14 protein-coding genes are annotated in these 15,488 nt (G+C 72.5%); 8 read left to right on the top strand and 6 right to left on the bottom strand.

All coding sequences use genetic code 11. From position 1 onward, the window contains the following. The first annotated feature begins 46 nt into the window (after window positions 1-46). Window positions 47-484 (top strand): GNAT family N-acetyltransferase, encoded by a 438-nt coding sequence (locus J2N69_RS06005; protein WP_230899809.1) that lies wholly within the window; start codon window positions 47-49, stop codon window positions 482-484. Here the strand turns inward: J2N69_RS06005 and J2N69_RS06000 are convergent. Continuing rightward, complete coding sequence (locus tag J2N69_RS06000; RefSeq protein WP_230899808.1) at window positions 478-981, bottom strand: DUF6314 family protein; 504 nt, start codon at window positions 979-981, stop codon at window positions 478-480. The two genes, J2N69_RS06005 and J2N69_RS06000, sit on opposite strands and share 7 nt — an antisense overlap. 16 nt (window positions 982-997) lie before the next feature. Continuing rightward, on the bottom strand, window positions 998-1,987 hold the full coding sequence (locus J2N69_RS05995) for an aldo/keto reductase (RefSeq protein ID WP_230899807.1): 990 nt from the start codon (window positions 1,985-1,987) through the stop codon (window positions 998-1,000). Window positions 1,988-2,260: 273 nt separating this feature from the next. On the opposite strand from J2N69_RS05995, the gene J2N69_RS05990 reads away from it, so the two are divergent. Continuing rightward, the gene (locus tag J2N69_RS05990; RefSeq protein ID WP_230899806.1) at window positions 2,261-3,463 is read left to right on the top strand and encodes a serine hydrolase domain-containing protein; all 1,203 of its coding nucleotides are present in this window, start codon (window positions 2,261-2,263) and stop codon (window positions 3,461-3,463) included. Between the two features lie 42 nt (window positions 3,464-3,505). On the opposite strand, the gene J2N69_RS05985 is transcribed toward J2N69_RS05990, so the two are convergent. Both J2N69_RS05985 and J2N69_RS05980 read right to left on the bottom strand, forming a co-directional pair. Further along, complete coding sequence (locus J2N69_RS05985) at window positions 3,506-5,023, bottom strand: MFS transporter (protein WP_230904597.1); 1,518 nt, start codon at window positions 5,021-5,023, stop codon at window positions 3,506-3,508. 83 nt (window positions 5,024-5,106) lie between these two features. Then, window positions 5,107-5,706: a TetR/AcrR family transcriptional regulator gene (locus J2N69_RS05980; protein ID WP_230899805.1), complete on the bottom strand. Its 600-nt coding sequence runs from the start codon at window positions 5,704-5,706 to the stop codon at window positions 5,107-5,109. 129 nt (window positions 5,707-5,835) lie between these two features. Between J2N69_RS05980 and J2N69_RS05975 the strand changes: the two genes are divergently transcribed. Further along, window positions 5,836-8,055, top strand: coding sequence for an NADP-dependent isocitrate dehydrogenase (locus J2N69_RS05975; protein ID WP_230899804.1), 2,220 nt, complete (start codon window positions 5,836-5,838; stop codon window positions 8,053-8,055). 86 nt (window positions 8,056-8,141) lie between these two features. Here J2N69_RS05975 and J2N69_RS05970 read toward each other — a convergent pair whose 3' ends face one another. Continuing rightward, the gene (locus tag J2N69_RS05970) at window positions 8,142-8,873 is read right to left on the bottom strand and encodes a LysR family substrate-binding domain-containing protein (RefSeq protein WP_230899803.1); all 732 of its coding nucleotides are present in this window, start codon (window positions 8,871-8,873) and stop codon (window positions 8,142-8,144) included. Between the two features lie 58 nt (window positions 8,874-8,931). Here J2N69_RS05970 and J2N69_RS05965 point away from each other — a divergent pair, with 58 nt between their 5' ends. Continuing rightward, entirely contained in the window at window positions 8,932-9,348 is a 417-nt protein-coding gene (locus J2N69_RS05965) for a DUF5997 family protein (protein ID WP_230899802.1), read from the top strand. A gap of 201 nt (window positions 9,349-9,549) precedes the next feature. Here J2N69_RS05965 and J2N69_RS05960 read toward each other — a convergent pair whose 3' ends face one another. Beyond that, window positions 9,550-10,743, bottom strand: coding sequence for an alanine--tRNA ligase-related protein (locus J2N69_RS05960; RefSeq protein WP_230899801.1), 1,194 nt, complete (start codon window positions 10,741-10,743; stop codon window positions 9,550-9,552). A 413-nt stretch (window positions 10,744-11,156) separates the two neighbouring features. On the opposite strand from J2N69_RS05960, the gene argC reads away from it, so the two are divergent. Genes argC through J2N69_RS05940 form a run of 4 tightly spaced genes read left to right on the top strand, consistent with a single transcriptional unit; the run spans window position 11,157 to window position 15,485 of the window. Further along, window positions 11,157-12,197 (top strand): N-acetyl-gamma-glutamyl-phosphate reductase, encoded by a 1,041-nt coding sequence (argC, locus tag J2N69_RS05955; protein WP_230899800.1) that lies wholly within the window; start codon window positions 11,157-11,159, stop codon window positions 12,195-12,197. After that, window positions 12,194-13,345: a bifunctional glutamate N-acetyltransferase/amino-acid acetyltransferase ArgJ gene (gene argJ, locus J2N69_RS05950; protein WP_127910461.1), complete on the top strand. Its 1,152-nt coding sequence runs from the start codon at window positions 12,194-12,196 to the stop codon at window positions 13,343-13,345. The genes argC and argJ overlap by 4 nt, the downstream gene beginning before the upstream one ends. Beyond that, window positions 13,342-14,283, top strand: coding sequence for an acetylglutamate kinase (gene argB / locus J2N69_RS05945; RefSeq protein ID WP_230899799.1), 942 nt, complete (start codon window positions 13,342-13,344; stop codon window positions 14,281-14,283). The genes argJ and argB overlap by 4 nt, the downstream gene beginning before the upstream one ends. Continuing rightward, window positions 14,280-15,485, top strand: coding sequence for an acetylornithine transaminase (locus tag J2N69_RS05940; RefSeq protein ID WP_230899798.1), 1,206 nt, complete (start codon window positions 14,280-14,282; stop codon window positions 15,483-15,485). The genes argB and J2N69_RS05940 overlap by 4 nt, the downstream gene beginning before the upstream one ends. Window positions 15,486-15,488: the final 3 nt, after the last annotated feature.

Genomic DNA, 15,488 nt, shown 5'->3' with positions numbered 1-15,488 from the left:
CGGAAAGTGGTCGACGCGGCGCGCGGAGTGCTGGCAGGGTCGGGGCATGAACGACAGCAGCACGCTCCACGGTGCGTACGAGATCTCCGCCGACCCCGCCCGCATCGACGCGGCCCGCGTCCACCACTGGCTCTCCACGGACGCGTACTGGGCCCTCGGCCGCAGCCGCGCCAAGCAGGACGCGGCGATCGCCGGGTCTCTCAACTTCGGTGCGTACGACGTGAGTTCGGGGCAGCAGGTGGCGTACGCGCGCGTGGTGACCGACCGGGCCACCTTCGCCTGGCTCTGCGACGTGTACGTCTCCCCGGCCGCGCGCGGCGGCGGGCTCGGCACCGCCCTCGTGGACGCGGTCCGCGCGTACCTGGAGCCGTTCGGCCTGCGCCGCGTGCTCCTGGCCACGGCCGACGCGCACGGCCTCTACGCGAAGGCCGGGTTCAAGGCCCTGGACGCCCCGGAGGACTGGATGGCGCTAACCAGTCAGTGACCTGGCGGGCCCTGGGCGGCCCGTACGTACTCCGTGACGAGCAGCAGGTCCTTGGCGGGGCCGCCGACGCGCCACCGGGTGCGCCAGTGGTCCGCGTCGTACACCTCGAACTCGCCCCGGTAGAGGTCCGCCGCGCACGGGTGGTCCGTCGCGTGGCGGCCGGTGCGCAGGTCCAGGTCGTGGAAGAAGCGGCCGTCGGCGAACTCGACGCGGGCCGTGCCCGGGGCGGCGCCCGGCAGGAAGCGCAGGGTGCGTTCGGCGGGGCGTGCGACGCCGTGCCAGGTGAAGGTGCCCGACTCGTGGTGGAGGAGCCCGCCCTCCTCCGACGCGGGCAGCGGCGGCGTCGGCAACGGCAGCGGCGAGAAGAGCGTCGTACCCGTGAAATGGCCCTCGGACCCGTCGGTGAGGTCGCGGACCGTGCGGGTCACGCGCCACTCGCCGACGAGGTGGGCGAGGACCTCCGCGACGGGGTGGAGGCAGGACGCACCGGCAGGCATACCGGCAGGGTAACCGCTACTTGTCGACCACCGACATGCTGCGCTCGTCGTACCGCGGGCCCGCGACCCTGTCCGCGGGGGCCGCCGCGTCGATGGCGGCGAGATCCTCGGCGGACAGCTCCAGCGTGGCGGCCGCGACGTTCTCCTCCAGGTACTTCTCGCGGCGCGTGCCCGGGATCGGCACGACGTCGTCGCCGCGGTGCTGCACCCAGGCCAGCGCGAGCTGCCCGGCGGTGACGCCCTTCTCGGCGGCGAGCGCGTTCAGGGTGTCCACGATGGCGAGGTTCCGCTCCAGGTTGCCGTCGGCGAAGCGGGGCTGGGTGCGCCGCAGGTCGTCCTCGGAGAGCGCGTCGAGCGAGGTGTAACGGCCGGTGAGGAAGCCGCGGCCGAGCGGGGAGAACGGCACGAGGCCGATGCCCAGTTCCCGGCAGACCGGCGCGATCTCCGCCTCCAGGTCGCGGGTCCACAGCGACCACTCGCTCTGCAGCGCGGCGATCGGATGCACGGCGTGCGCCCGGCGGATCGTGTCCGCGCCGGCCTCGGAGAGCCCGAGGTGGCGCACCTTGCCCGACTCGACCAGCTCGGCGAGCGTGCCGACGGTCTCCTCGATCGGCACGGTCTGGTCGACCCGGTGCACGTAGTACAGGTCGATGTGGTCGACGCCGAGGCGGCGCAGCGAGGCGTCACAGGCCTCGCGGACGTACGCGGCGTCACCCCGGATGTACGGGGGCTCGCCCAGGCGGTTGGCGAAGCCGAACTTGGTGGCGACGACGGCCCGTTCGCGGCGCGCACCCGCGAGGGCGCGGCCGATGAGCTGCTCGTTGTGGCCGCTTCCGTAGAAGTCGGAGGTGTCGAGCAGGGTGACGCCGAGGTCCAGGGCGCGGTGGATCGTCGCGATCGACCGGTCGTCGTCCGACGCGCCGTAGCCGTGGCTCATCCCCATGCATCCGAGTCCCTGGGCAGAGACCGTCAACGCGCCGAGCCGGCGGGTGGGAAGGGCGGTCATGGTGGTACCTCCTGGCTGGTGCTCCGTGGTCGCCTCCGACCCTAGGAGCTGGAGCGGACTCCAGGGCAAGACCGCACGGCCTCGGGGGAACCGGAGGGGGCGTACGGGGGCTGTCCCCAGGGGTTTTGGGCCCGGTGGCCCGATGGTGGCGTGCCCCGCGGCTCCCTAGCGTGGTGATCGTCTCCGGCCGGGTGGGCCGGAGCGGACACCGACGGGCCAAGGGAGCACGATGCCCGCCGCCGACCTCACCTGCCCGAAGCCGGAGGACCACTCATGACGGACATCAGCAGGCGTACGGGGCTCGCGGCGGCCACCGCGGCGCTGCTCACGGGGGCGGCGCCCTCCGCCTCGGCGGCGGCCCCCCGCCGGGAAGCGGCCCTGCAACGTCACGTGGACGCCCTCCACGCCACCGGAGTGACCGGCGTCCTCGCCGAGGTGCGGGGCCCGCACGGCCGCACGGCCGCCCGCGCGGGCGTCGCCGACCGCACGGCGAAGGACCCGGTGCCGTGGAACGCGTACTACCGGATCGGCAGCGACACCAAGACGTTCACGGCGACCCTCCTCCTCCAACTCGTGGGTGAGGGGCGGTTGAAGCTCACCGACACCGTCGAACGGTGGCTGCCCGGCGCGATCCGGGGCCACGGCAACGACGGCCGTCGGATCACCGTCACCAACCTGCTGCGCCAGACCAGCGGCCTGAACGACTACGTCGCCCTCGGAGCGGACCCGGACGACCTCACCCCGGAGGCCTACCGGCGCAACCGCTTCCGCTCCCAGACCCCCGAGGAGCAGCTGAAGGCCGCCCTGAGCAAGCCCCCGCAGTGGCTGCCCGACGCCGGCGACCCGGCGGGGGAGCGGCGCTGGAGCTACTCCAACACGAACTACGTCGTCGCCGGACTGCTCGTCGAGGCGGTCACGGGCCACCCCTGGGCCCAGGAACTCCACGAGCGGATCATCGAACCGCTCGGCCTGCGCGACACCCTCACCCCCGGCACGTCGTCGTACGTGCCGAGGCCGACGGCCACCGGCTACACGTACTTCCCGAACGGCACCCGGCCCGTCGACACCACCCTCGGCTTCGGCGGCGGCGCGGACGGCTGCCTCATCTCGACACCCCGCGACCACGGTGTCTTCCTGCGCGCCCTGCTCGGCGGACGCCTGCTGCGCCCGGCCCAGCTGGCGGCGATGAAGCAGACCGTGCCCGTGCAGGACTGGGTGTCCGCCGCCGGGGTCCGCTACGGCCTCGGCATCGCCTGGCGCCCGGTGGCCGGCCGCCGCGACGGCATCTGGTTCCACGGCGGGACCAGCCTCGGCTGCGTCTCCGAATGCGGCGTCACCTCGGACGGCGCCATGGCGGTGACCAGCGCCGCCTTCACGCTGCGTCTGGACAGCCGCGAACAGAACGAGAAGCAGTCGCGGGCGGCTTTGCGGATGGTGGACGCGGTGCTGGGGGGTGGGTCTGGGGGTGGCCGCTAGCGACGCCGGCCGGGGGACGCGTGGATGACCGGGGGCACGGACTCATGCACCCCGGGCTCCCGCCACTGCTCCCGGCGACTGGTCGCCGCCCGGGTGTTCGCCACCCGGCCCGGCAGTGTGGTCGCTGCCATCGCGCCGAGCCGTCGACGCGGGGTCGGCGGCAGGTTCCGGTCGCCGGGCACCTTGCTGAGGGGAGACCGGCGGCTTGGGCGCCGCCCCTGTGTTCGCCGCCCGCCCCGGCAGCCTCTTCCCCGCCACCGCGCCGAGCGCCGCCACGGCCGCGAGCGCCGTCAGGGTCGGGCCCATCCCGCTGAGGAACGCGCCGTCGGTCCAGTGCGGCCCCGTGCCGTGCGCGCGGCCCGCGAGGGCGGTCATCAGCGTGGTGGCCATGGCGATGCCCAGCGTCGGGCCGACGTTCATCGCGGTCTGCTGGAGGCCGCCCGCCACGCCCGCGTCGGTCACCGGGGCATGCCGGACGACGACGGCCGTCGCGGCGACCATCACCGTGCCGAACCCGGCGCCGACCAGCAGGAACCCGCCGCCGACCGCCACCGGCCCCGCCGTCTGGTCCAGCCGGGACAGGGCGAGGACGCCGAGCGCGAGCACCGCCATGGCGGCCGTGATCGTCCCGCGCGGGCCGTACCGGCGCAACAGCACCGCCGCGTACGGCGCGCTCACGATCATCATGATCGCGAGCGGCAGCGCCCGCACCGCGCTGTGCAGCGGGTCGAGCCCTCGTACGTTCTGAAGGAAGTACGTCGCCACGAACAGCGTCCCGAACATCGCCGCGGAGGCCGCCACCAGGACGCCGAGGGCGGGCCCGACCGCGGCCGAGCCGATCAGGCGGGGCGGTATCAGCGGGTTCGCGGCGCGCCGTTCGTGCCGGAGGAACGCGGCCGCCGCGAGCGCCGCCGCACACGCCCCGAGCACGGTGGCCGCCGGCCGGCCGCCCTCCGCGACGCCGACCAGCGTGTGCACGAGGCAGGCGAGGGAGACGGCGAACAGCGCGGCACCGGGCAGGTCGAGCCCGGCGGCGGGCCTGCCGCGAGGCGGAGCGGGCACGCGGACCACCAGCGCTAGTACGCCGATCAACAGCGCGGGAACCACGCTCAGGAAGAACACCGAGCGCCAGCCCAGTTCCGTCGCGAGCGCCCCGCCGAGCAGCGGCCCGGCCGCCGCCGCGAGCCCGATCGCACTCGTGCGCACCGCGATCGGCATCCCGAGCCTGTCCGCCGGGTACGCGGCCCGCAGCATCCCGAGCGTGGCGGGCTGGAGCAGCGCGCCGAACACCCCCTGGCCGGCGCGCAGCGCGATCACCCACCCGATGCCGGACGCGAGGCCGACCCCCGCCGAGGCGAGCGCGAAGCCGAGGGTTCCGACGGCGAAGACCCGCCGATGCCCGTACCGGTCGCCGAGCCGCCCCGCGAAGACCAGCAGGCTCGCCACGGCGATCAGATAGCCGGTGCTGGTCCACTGCGCCTGTGCGAACGACGCGTCCAGATCACGCTGGAGCGCGGGCTGGACGACGGTCAGGACGGTGCCGTCCAGGGCGACGATCATGGCGCCGAGGACGCTGCACGCCAGGGTCAGGCGCCGCCCCGCTGCCCCGGGAGCGGAGGCCTGCCGCGCTCGCGGCCCGGCGGTCACCGTTCCACCCGCCCGAGGTGCGCGTCCAGCGCGGCCTCGATCAGCGGTTCCACGTCCGCGGCCCCGGACGCCAGCCGCAGGCTGCCCCACTCCCAGAGCTGGGCGATGCCGTGCAGGTTCGCCCACAGGGCCCCCGCGGTGACCCGTGCCCCGGCGCCGGACGCGGGGCGCGCCTCGGCGACGAGACCGACCAGGACGTCGAAGAGCGGCAGGCTGGTCTCCCGCAGGCCGAGTCCGTCGCTCTCCAGCAGGTCGTGGCGGAACATCAGCTCGAACATGCCGCGGTGCTCCGCCGCGAAGCCGAGGTAGGCGCGGCTCAGCGCCTTCAGCCGCGTACGCGCGTCCCCGTCGGTCACGGCCCCCGCCACCTCGGCGGCCAGCGCCGCGTACCCCCGCCGCGCGATCGCCGACAGCAGCGCCACGTGCGTGGGGAAGTGGCGCCGGGGAGCCCCGTGCGAGACCCCCGCCCTGCGGGCGATCTCCCGCAGGGTCAGCGCCTGCACGCCCTCGGCCGCCAGAAGCTCGACGCCCACGTCCACCAGCCGGGCCCGCAGCCCGGCGTCCCGTGTGCTCTCCGCACTCGTCTCCGTACTCATAGACGCTGTCTACTACATCGCGTAGACAGTGTCTACGCAGAAAGAGGTGCCCAGGGCCCTGTCCGTACGGGGGGAGGGAGGAGATATCTTGATGTCGAGCAATGTTGCAGACGCGGAGCGGAGCACCCGGTGACTGACTCGACCATCATCTACACCCACACTGACGAGGCCCCGGCCCTGGCGACCCATTCGTTCTTGCCGGTGGTCCAGGCCTACGCCTCGACGGCAGGTGTCAGCGTGGAGACCCGTGACATCTCGCTCGCGGGCCGGATCATCGCGAGCTTCCCCGAGCGCCTCGAAGAGGGCCAGCGCATCAACGACGCCCTCGCGGAGCTCGGCGAGCTGGCGAAGACGCCCGGGGCGAACATCATCAAGCTGCCCAACATCTCGGCCTCGATCCCGCAGCTGAAGGCCGCGATCGCCGAGCTGCAGGGCCAGGGCTACGCGCTCCCCGACTACCCGGACGACCCGAAGACCGACGAGGAGCGCGACATCCGCGCCCGCTACGACAAGGTCAAGGGCAGCGCCGTCAACCCGGTCCTGCGCGAGGGCAACTCCGACCGCCGCGCCCCCGCGTCGGTCAAGAACTACGCCAAGGCCCACCCGCACCGCATGGGCGCCTGGACCTCCGAGTCGAAGACGAACGTCGCCACCATGGGCGAGAACGACTTCCGCTCCACCGAGAAGTCCGCGGTGATCACCGAGAACGGCTCGCTGCGCATCGAGCTGGTCGGTGACGACGGCTCCACCACCGTCCTGCGCGAGTCCGTACCGGTCCTCGCGGGCGAGGTCGTCGACGCCGCCGTCATGCGCGTCGCGGCGCTCCGCGAGTTCCTCAAGCAGCAGGTCGCCCGCGCCAAGTCGCAGGGCGTGCTGTTCTCCGTGCACCTCAAGGCCACGATGATGAAGGTCTCCGACCCGATCGTCTTCGGCCACGTGGTCCGCGCCTTCTTCCCGAAGACCTTCGCCGCGTACGGCGAGACCCTCGCCGCAGCCGGCCTGACCCCGAACGACGGTCTGGGCGGCATCTTCAAGGGCCTGGAGTCGCTCCCCGACGGCGAGCGGATCAAGGCGTCCTTCGAGGCCGAGCTGGCCGAGGGCCCGGAGCTGGCCATGGTCGACTCCGACAAGGGCATCACCAACCTGCACGTCCCGAGCGACGTCATCGTCGACGCCTCCATGCCGGCCATGATCCGCACCTCCGGCCACATGTGGGGCCCGGACGGCGAGGAGCACGACACCCTGGCCGTCCTGCCGGACAGCAGCTACGCGGGCATCTACCAGGTCGTCATCGACGACTGCCGCGTCAACGGCGCCTTCGACCCGGCGACCATGGGCTCCGTCCCGAACGTCGGCCTGATGGCGCAGAAGGCCGAGGAGTACGGCAGCCACGACAAGACCTTCGAGGTCCAGACCACCGGCACCGTCCGGGTCCTGGACGGCGCGGGCAAGGTCGTCCTGGAGCAGGCCGTCGCCGCCGGCGACATCTTCCGCATGTGCCAGACCAAGGACGCGCCGATCCAGGACTGGGTCAAGCTCGCCGTCACCCGCGCCCGCGCCACCGGCAGCCCGGCCGTGTTCTGGCTGGACGAGACCCGCGCCCACGACGCCGTGCTCATCGGCAAGGTCAAGCAGTACCTCGCCGACCACGACACCGCGGGCCTGGACATCCGGATCTTGTCGCCGGTCGAGGCCACCGCGTTCTCCCTGGAGCGCATCCGCCGCGGCGAGGACACCATCTCCGTCACCGGCAACGTCCTGCGCGACTACCTCACCGACCTCTTCCCCATCCTGGAGCTGGGCACCAGCGCCAAGATGCTGTCGGTCGTCCCGCTGATGAACGGCGGCGGCCTCTTCGAGACCGGCGCCGGCGGCTCCGCCCCGAAGCACGTCCAGCAGCTGGTCAAGGAGAACTACCTCCGCTGGGACAGCCTCGGTGAGTTCCTCGCCCTCGCGGTGAGCTTCGAGCACCTCGCCACCACCACGGGCAACGCCCGCGCGCAGATCCTCGCCGACACCCTGGACCGCGCCACGGCCACGTTCCTGGAGAACGACAAGTCGCCGAGCCGCCGCCTCGGGGGCATCGACAACCGCGGCAGCCACTTCTACCTCGCCCTGTACTGGGCGCAGGAGCTGGCCAAGCAGACCGAGGACACGCAGCTCGCGGAGGCGTTCGCGGCCCTGGCCAAGACGCTGACCGAGCAGGAGCAGACCATCGTCGACGAACTGATCGCGGTGCAGGGCTCCCCGGTCGACATCGGCGGCTACTACCAGCCGGACGTCGACAAGGCCACCAAGGTCATGCGCCCGTCCGCGACGCTCAACCAGGCGCTGTCGATCCTGGGCTGACGCCCGCGGCACCGGCTCATCCGGTGCGTGCACAAGGGGGTCTCCCGCCGCTCGGCGGGAGGCCCCCCTCCATGTCTCCGCGTAGCTTAGGACCGACGCCGCGGCTTGCCGCGCTTGGCGGCTTTGGGGCGGGACGCGGGCTTCTTCCTGGGCTGGGCCGCGGGCTTGGCCTTGGCCTGCGGCTTCTCCTTCACCGCGGGGGTCGGCGTCCGGCCCCGCGAGCTGTTGACCGTCCGGCCCCGGACGATGCCGATGAAGTCCTCGACCAGGTCCGTGGTGGCGTCCTCCGGCCACGACAGGGCGACGCGCGATTCGGGGGCGTCGGTGACGGGGCGGTAGGTGAGGTCCTTGCGGTGGTGCAGACGCGCGAGGGACTGCGGGACGAGGAGGACGCCCACCCCAGCGGCGACCAGCTCGATCGCGTCGGCCGTCGTCGCCGGGCGCTCGGCGGCGGGCCGCCCCGGGCGCCGCTCCCACTCCAGCGTCTCGTCCAGCGGGTGGAACACGATCTCGTCGGCGAGGTCCTCGGGGGACACCTCGTCGACCGCGGCCACGACGTGGTCCTTGGGGATCACCACGACCGTGGTCTCGGTGTAGAGGGGGATCGCGCTGAGATCCGTACGGTCGATCGGCAAGCGTACGAACCCGGCGTCGGCGCCGCCCGCGCGCAGCACGTCAGGTGCCTCGGCGGGGGAGACCTGCACGAGGGTCAGGGGGACGTCGGGCAGCCGCTCGTTCCAGATACGCACCCACTTGGTGGGCGTCACCCCCGGGACGTAGGCGAGCCGGAACGAAGGGGTTACTTCCGAGCCTGTCACCTCGCCAGGCTACCCGCCGTGGTCAGAGGTGGCGCACATGCTCGATACCCTTGACACCATGACGTCGCACCAGAACACCCAGACCATGAAGCCCGCGACCGCGGCGAAGAAGCTGGGTGTGCTCCTCCAGGCCACGCCCGCCGAGTTCCAGGAGGGCGTCGTCTCGCGCAGCGAGCTGAACGCGCTGCAGGCCGATCCGCCCCAGTGGCTCCAGGATCTGCGGCGCACCGGCCCCCACCCCCGCCCCGTCGTCGCCGCCAAGCTCGGCGTCTCCATCGCGGGCCTCGCCCGCGGCGGGATCACCGAGCCGCTCACCACGGAGCAGATCGACGCGCTGAAGGACGAGATGCCCGGCTGGCTGCGTCAGGAGCGCGCCACCCAGGCCGAGGTCCGCAAGGAAGCGGTGCGGATCAAGGAGAAGCAGGCCGAGCAGGCCCAGAAGCGCGCGGACCGCACCGCCGAGGACGCCCGCTAGGGCCTGTCTGACAATTCCCGTCGTCGCCCGGAGGGCGGCCTCGCGGCGTCAGGTGCGTGCTCTCGGCGTGCCGGGCGTAGGGCCTCGTACTGGATGTACTTGGCTCTGCGCCCGGTGCGGCGAGTGGGGGCACCCCCTGCTCGAAGAGCTCGGGGGAGCGTGCATGGCGTCGCGAGGCAGACGGGAATTGTCAGACAGGCCTTAGCCCCGGGCGCGCAGGCTCACCACCAGCTCGCGCGGCAGGCCATGGGTGTCGTGCAGATGGCGGAAGTCCTCCTCGCCCAACGGCCCCCGGAAGCGGGGCCGGGCCAGCACCTGCCGCCCGCGTTCCAGGAGCCGCCTGAAGCGGCGCTCCTCGTCGGTCAGGACCCGGCGCACGGCCCCCGGATCGGTGTCCTGCCGGAAGCGGTCCAGGGTGTGCCGCACCAGGTCCTCCGGGAGGTCGCCGAGTGTGCGCGAGGCGTCGTCCCGCCACAGCACGGTGAGGACGCGCCGCACCAGCCGGCGCAGCACATAGCCGCGGCCTGAGGCGGCCGGGCCCACGCCGTCGCCGATCACCACGACGGCCGAGCGCAGATGGTCGCAGACCAGCCGCAGCGACGGCTCGTCCAGCGGCCACAGACCCGGCACGAGCCGCCGCCAGGGCTCGAAGACGTCGCACTCGAACACCGACCGCCGGCCCTGGAGCAGCGAGGCCAGCCGCTCCAGGCCGAGGCCGGTGTCGACGTTGCGCCGGGCCAGCGGTACGAGCGAGCCGTCGTCGAGGCGGCGGTGACGCATCATCACGTGGTTCCACACCTCCACCCAGCGCTCGTCGCGCGTGGGCGTCGACCGAGGCGGCCCGTCGCCGGTCCACAGGAAGATCTCCGAGTCGGGCCCGCACGGCCCGGCCGATCCGCTGGGCCACCAGTTGTCCTCGTCGGTCGGCTCCACCGGCACCCCTCGGTCCTGCCACAGCTCCAGGGAGGCGGTGTCGGGCCCGGTCCGCTCGTCACCGCCGAAGACCGTGGCGTGCAGCAGCCCGGGATCGACGCCGAACCCCTCCGTCAGCAGCCCGTATCCCCAGTCGAGGCTCTGCGGTCCCTCGTAGTCGCCGAGTGACCAGGTGCCGAGCATCTCGAACACGGTCAGATGGGTGGGGTCGCCGACCTCGTCGAGGTCCGTGGTGCGCAGACACCGCTGCACGTTGACGAGCCGGGTGCCGAGGGGGTGCGGGCGCCCTTCGAGGTAGGGGATGAGCGGATGCATCCCCGAGGTGGTGAAGAGCACCGGGTCGCCGGGCGGCGGCAGCAGGGTCGAGCCGGTGATCCGGCGGTGCCCGCGTTCCTCGTAGTACTCGACGAACGTACGGACGATGTCCTCGGTGCTCGGCCCGGTCTTCAGGGGGGTCTTCATGGGAGTGGCTCCTTCGCGTCGCGACGGGAGGCACCGGAAGACGGCCCGTGCGATCACCGGAACCGGGATGACATGAGACGAGAGGACCACGGAACCACCGGCGGGGGCCGTTTCCGGTCGCCGGTGGGGAGTGCGGGACGTACGTACGTACGTCAGGCGGCGGCGGCCGGCGAGCGGGGCGCTCGCGCGGACGCGGTGAGGCAGAGGCCGATGACGTTCATACGGCCGACGGTAGCGCGGCCGGGACGGGGCGGCACGTGAATTTCGGGCCCCGGCATCCCGTTCCCGGCGTAGGTCAACTAAGGGTACCCTTGCCTAAGTTTGCGGTCCGGCTGTCGCCGCCTGCCCGCCTCCTGACCCTTTGCATAACCCTGCGCTTAGACGTATAGTCATGCCATTCAGGAGGAGGTTCCATGGCGGTACGCGCAGCAGTGGCAGGGGCGAGTGGGTACGCGGGCGGCGAATTGCTGCGCCTGCTCCTCGCCCACCCCGAGGTGGAGATCGGCGCCCTCACGGCGCACTCGAACGCGGGCGAGCGCCTCGGTGCGCTGCAACCGCATCTGCTCCCCCTCGCCGACCGCGTCCTGGAGCCGACCACCGCCGAGGTCCTCGCGGGGCAGGACTGGCCGCATGACGTGGTCTTCCTCGCGCTGCCCCACGGGCAGTCCGCCGCCGTCGCCGAGCAGCTCGGCCCCGATGTCCTCGTGGTGGACATGGGCGCCGACTTCCGGCTGCAGGACGCGGGCGACTGGGAGAAGTTCTACGGCAGCCCGCACGCCGGCACCTGGCCCTACGGCCTGCCCGAACTGCCCGGCGCCCGCGCCGCGCTGGCGGGCGCCAAGCGCGTCGCGGTGCCCGGCTGCTATCCGACCGCCGTCTCCCTCGCGCTCTTCCCCGCGTACGCGGCGGACCTCGTCGAGCCCGAAGCGGTGATCGTCGCCGCCTCCGGCACCTCCGGCGCGGGCAAGGCCGCCAAGCCCCACCTGCTCGGCTCGGAGGTCATGGGCAACATGTCCCCGTACGGGGTCGGCGGCGCCCACCGGCACACCCCCGAGATGATCCAGAACCTCAGCGCCGCCGCGGGCACCCCGGTCACCGTCTCCTTCACGCCGACCCTGGCCCCGATGCCGCGCGGCATCCTCGCCACCAGCAGCGCCAAGGCCAAGGCGGGTGTCACCGCCGAGTCCGTCCGGGACGCGTACGCCAAGGCCTTCGCCGACGAGCCGTTCGTCCACCTGCTCCCCGAGGGGCAGTGGCCCGCGACCGCCGCCGTGTACGGCTCGAACGCCGTACAGATCCAGGTCGCGTACGACGAGGCGGCCGACCGCGTCATCGTGATCAGCGCCATCGACAACCTCGCCAAGGGCACCGCGGGCGGCGCCCTGCAGAGCATGAACATCGCCCTCGGCCTCGACGAGACCACCGGGCTCACAACGATCGGAGTCGCGCCGTGAGTGTGACGGCAGCCAAGGGATTCACGGCGGCGGGCATCGCCGCCGGCATCAAGGAGAACGGCAACCCCGACCTGGCCCTCGTGGTCAACACCGGCCCCCGCCTGGCCGCCGCGGGCGTCTTCACCTCCAACCGCGTCAAGGCCGCCCCCGTCCTCTGGTCGGAGCAGGTCCTCAAGGGCGGACTCGTCTCCGCCGTCGTCCTCAACTCCGGCGGCGCCAACGCCTGCACGGGCCCCCAGGGCTTCCAGGACACGCACGCCACCGCCGAGAAGGTGGCCGACGTCCTGTCCCTGAACGCGGGCGAGGTCGCCGTCGCCTCCACCGGGCTCATCGGCGTCACGCTGCCGATGGACAAGCTCCTGCCGGGCGTCGAGAAGGCCGCCGCCGAACTCTCCGCGCACGGCGGCGAGAAGGCCGCCATCGCCATCAAGACGACCGACAGCGTGCACAAGACCGCCGTGGTGACCAGGGACGGCTGGACCGTCGGCGGCATGGCCAAGGGCGCGGGCATGCTCGCCCCCGGCCTCGCCACCATGCTGGTCGTGCTCACCACCGACGCCGACCTCGAAGCCGACGTCCTGGACAAGGCGCTGCGGGACGCCACCCGCGTGACCTTCGACCGGGTCGACTCCGACGGCTGCATGTCCACCAACGACACCGTGCTGCTCCTCGCCTCCGGCGCGGCCGAAGTCACCCCGGAGTACGCCGAGTTCGCCGAGGCCGTCCGCGAGGTCTGCGACGACCTCGGCCGGCAGCTCATCGGCGACGCCGAGGGCGCCAGCAAGGACATCAAGGTCGAGGTGGTCAACGCCGCGAGCGAGGCCGACGCCGTCGAGGTCGGCCGGTCCATCGCCCGCAACAACCTCCTCAAGTGCGCCCTGCACGGCGAGGACCCCAACTGGGGCCGGGTGCTCTCCGCGATCGGCACCACGTCGGCCGCCTTCGACCCGAACCGGCTGAACGTCGCCATCAACGGCGTATGGGTCTGCAAGAACGGTTCCGTGGGCGAGGACCGCGACCTGGTCGACATGCGCTACCGCGAGGTCGTCATCACCGCCGACCTGGCGGCGGGCGATCAGACCGCGACCATCTGGACGAACGACCTCACCGCGGACTACGTCCACGAGAACAGCGCGTACTCCTCATGAGCAAGGACCCCGGCGGCCAGCCCACCGCCCGCAAACACACCGCGCTGCCCAAGGCACAGATCCTCATCGAGGCGCTGCCCTGGCTGACCCGGCACCGCGGCAAGACCGTCGTCATCAAGTTCGGCGGCAACGCCATGGTCGACGAGGAGCTGAAGGCCGCCTTCGCCCAGGACGTCGTCTTCCTGCACCACGCGGGCCTCAAGCCCGTCGTCGTGCACGGCGGCGGCCCGCAGATCAGCAAGGCGCTCGAACGGCACGGCATCGTCAGCGAGTTCAAGGCGGGCCTGAGGGTCACCACCGAGGACGCGATGGACGTCGTCCGCATGGTGCTCGCCGGTCAGGTCCAGCGCGAGCTGGTCGGCCTGCTCAACCGGCACGGGCCGCTCGCCGTCGGGCTCACCGGCGAGGACGCGCACACCATCACCGCCACCAGGCACCAGCCCCGCATCGAGGGCGAACTGGTCGACATCGGCCGGGTCGGCGAGATCACCGAGATCGACACGGGCGCCATCGAGGCGCTCCTCGCCGACGGCCGCATCCCGGTCGTCTCCTCGATCGCCCGCTCCCAGGACGATCACCATGTCTACAACGTCAATGCTGATACGGCGGCTGCGGCACTCGCTGCGGCGCTTGATGCCGAGACCCTGATGGTGCTGACCGACGTCGAGGGCCTGTACGAGGACTGGCCGAACTCCGACGAGGTCATCAGCAGGCTCACCGCCACCGAGCTGGAGAGACTCCTGCCCGATCTGGCCAGCGGCATGGTCCCGAAGATGGAAGGCTGCCTGCACGCCGTACGCAACGGCGTGGAGACCGCCCGCGTCATCGACGGCCGCGTCCAGCACTCGATCCTGCTGGAGATCTTCACCGACGAGGGCATCGGCACCATGGTCGTGCCGGACGCGCCGCACCACGCCGACACCGAGGGGGAGTCATGAGCAACCAGGAGCTGACCGCGCGCTGGCAGGGCGCGCTCATGGACAACTACGGCACGCCGCGGCTGCCCCTGGTGCGCGGCGCGGGCAGCACGCTGTGGGACGCCGACGGCAAGGAGTACGTCGACTTCGTCGGCGGCATCGCCGTCAACGCGCTCGGCCACGCCCACCCGGCGATCGTCGAGGCCGTGAGCGCCCAGATCGGCGCGCTCGGCCACGTCTCGAACCTCTTCGTCGCCGAGCCGCCCGTCCGACTCGCCGAACGCCTCCTGGAACTCTTCGGACGCGAAGGCCGTGTTTTCTTCTGCAACTCCGGGGCGGAGGCCAACGAAGGCGTCTTCAAGATCGGCCGGCTGACCGGCCGCACCCACATGGTCGCCACCGACGGAGGCTTCCACGGCCGCACCATGGGCGCCCTCGCCCTCACCGGTCAGCCCGGCAAGCAGGAGCCGTTCCGGCCGCTGCCCGGCGACGTCACCCACGTCCCGTACGGCGACGCCGAGGCCCTGCGCGCCGCCGTCACCACCGAGACCGCCTTCGTGATCATCGAGCCGATCCAGGGCGAGAACGGCGTCATCGTGCCACCAGCGGGCTACCTGAAGGCGGCCAGGGAGATCACCCGCGCCACCGGGACCCTCCTCGTCCTCGACGAGGTGCAGACCGGGATCGGCCGCACCGGCCACTGGTTCGAGCACCTCGCGCACGACGGCGTCGAGCCCGATGTCGTCACACTCGCGAAGGGGCTCGGCGGTGGTCTGCCGCTCGGCGCGACCGTCGCGTTCGGCGCCGCCGCGGAGCTGTTCAAGCCCGGCCACCACGGCACGACGTTCGGCGGGAACCCCGTCGCGTGCGCCGCGGGGCTCGCGGTCGTCGACACCATCGCCGCCGAGGGACTGCTGGAGAACACCAAGCGGGCGGGCGAGAAGCTGCGGGGCGGGATCGAGGCGCTCGGGCACCGGCTCGTCGGGCATGTCAGGGGCGCGGGCCTGCTGCTGGGTATCGTGCTCACCGAGCCGCTCGCGCCGCAGGTCCAGCAGGCGGCTCAGGACGCCGGCTTCCTGGTGAACGCCCCCGCCCCCGATGTCGTACGGCTGATGCCACCGCTGAACGTGCGCGACGACGAGGTGGAGGCGTTCCTCCGGGCGCTGCCCGGCGTACTGGACAAGGCCGCCGAGGCCGACGGGGACGGACGATCCGGAGAATGAGAC

It is taken from the genome of Streptomyces huasconensis (genome assembly GCF_021028635.1).
In the GTDB taxonomy this organism is placed as follows: Bacteria; Actinomycetota; Actinomycetes; order Streptomycetales; family Streptomycetaceae; genus Streptomyces; species Streptomyces huasconensis.
Note: the sequence above shows the minus strand (reverse complement) of the source record. Positions and strands in the feature narration are given on the sequence as shown.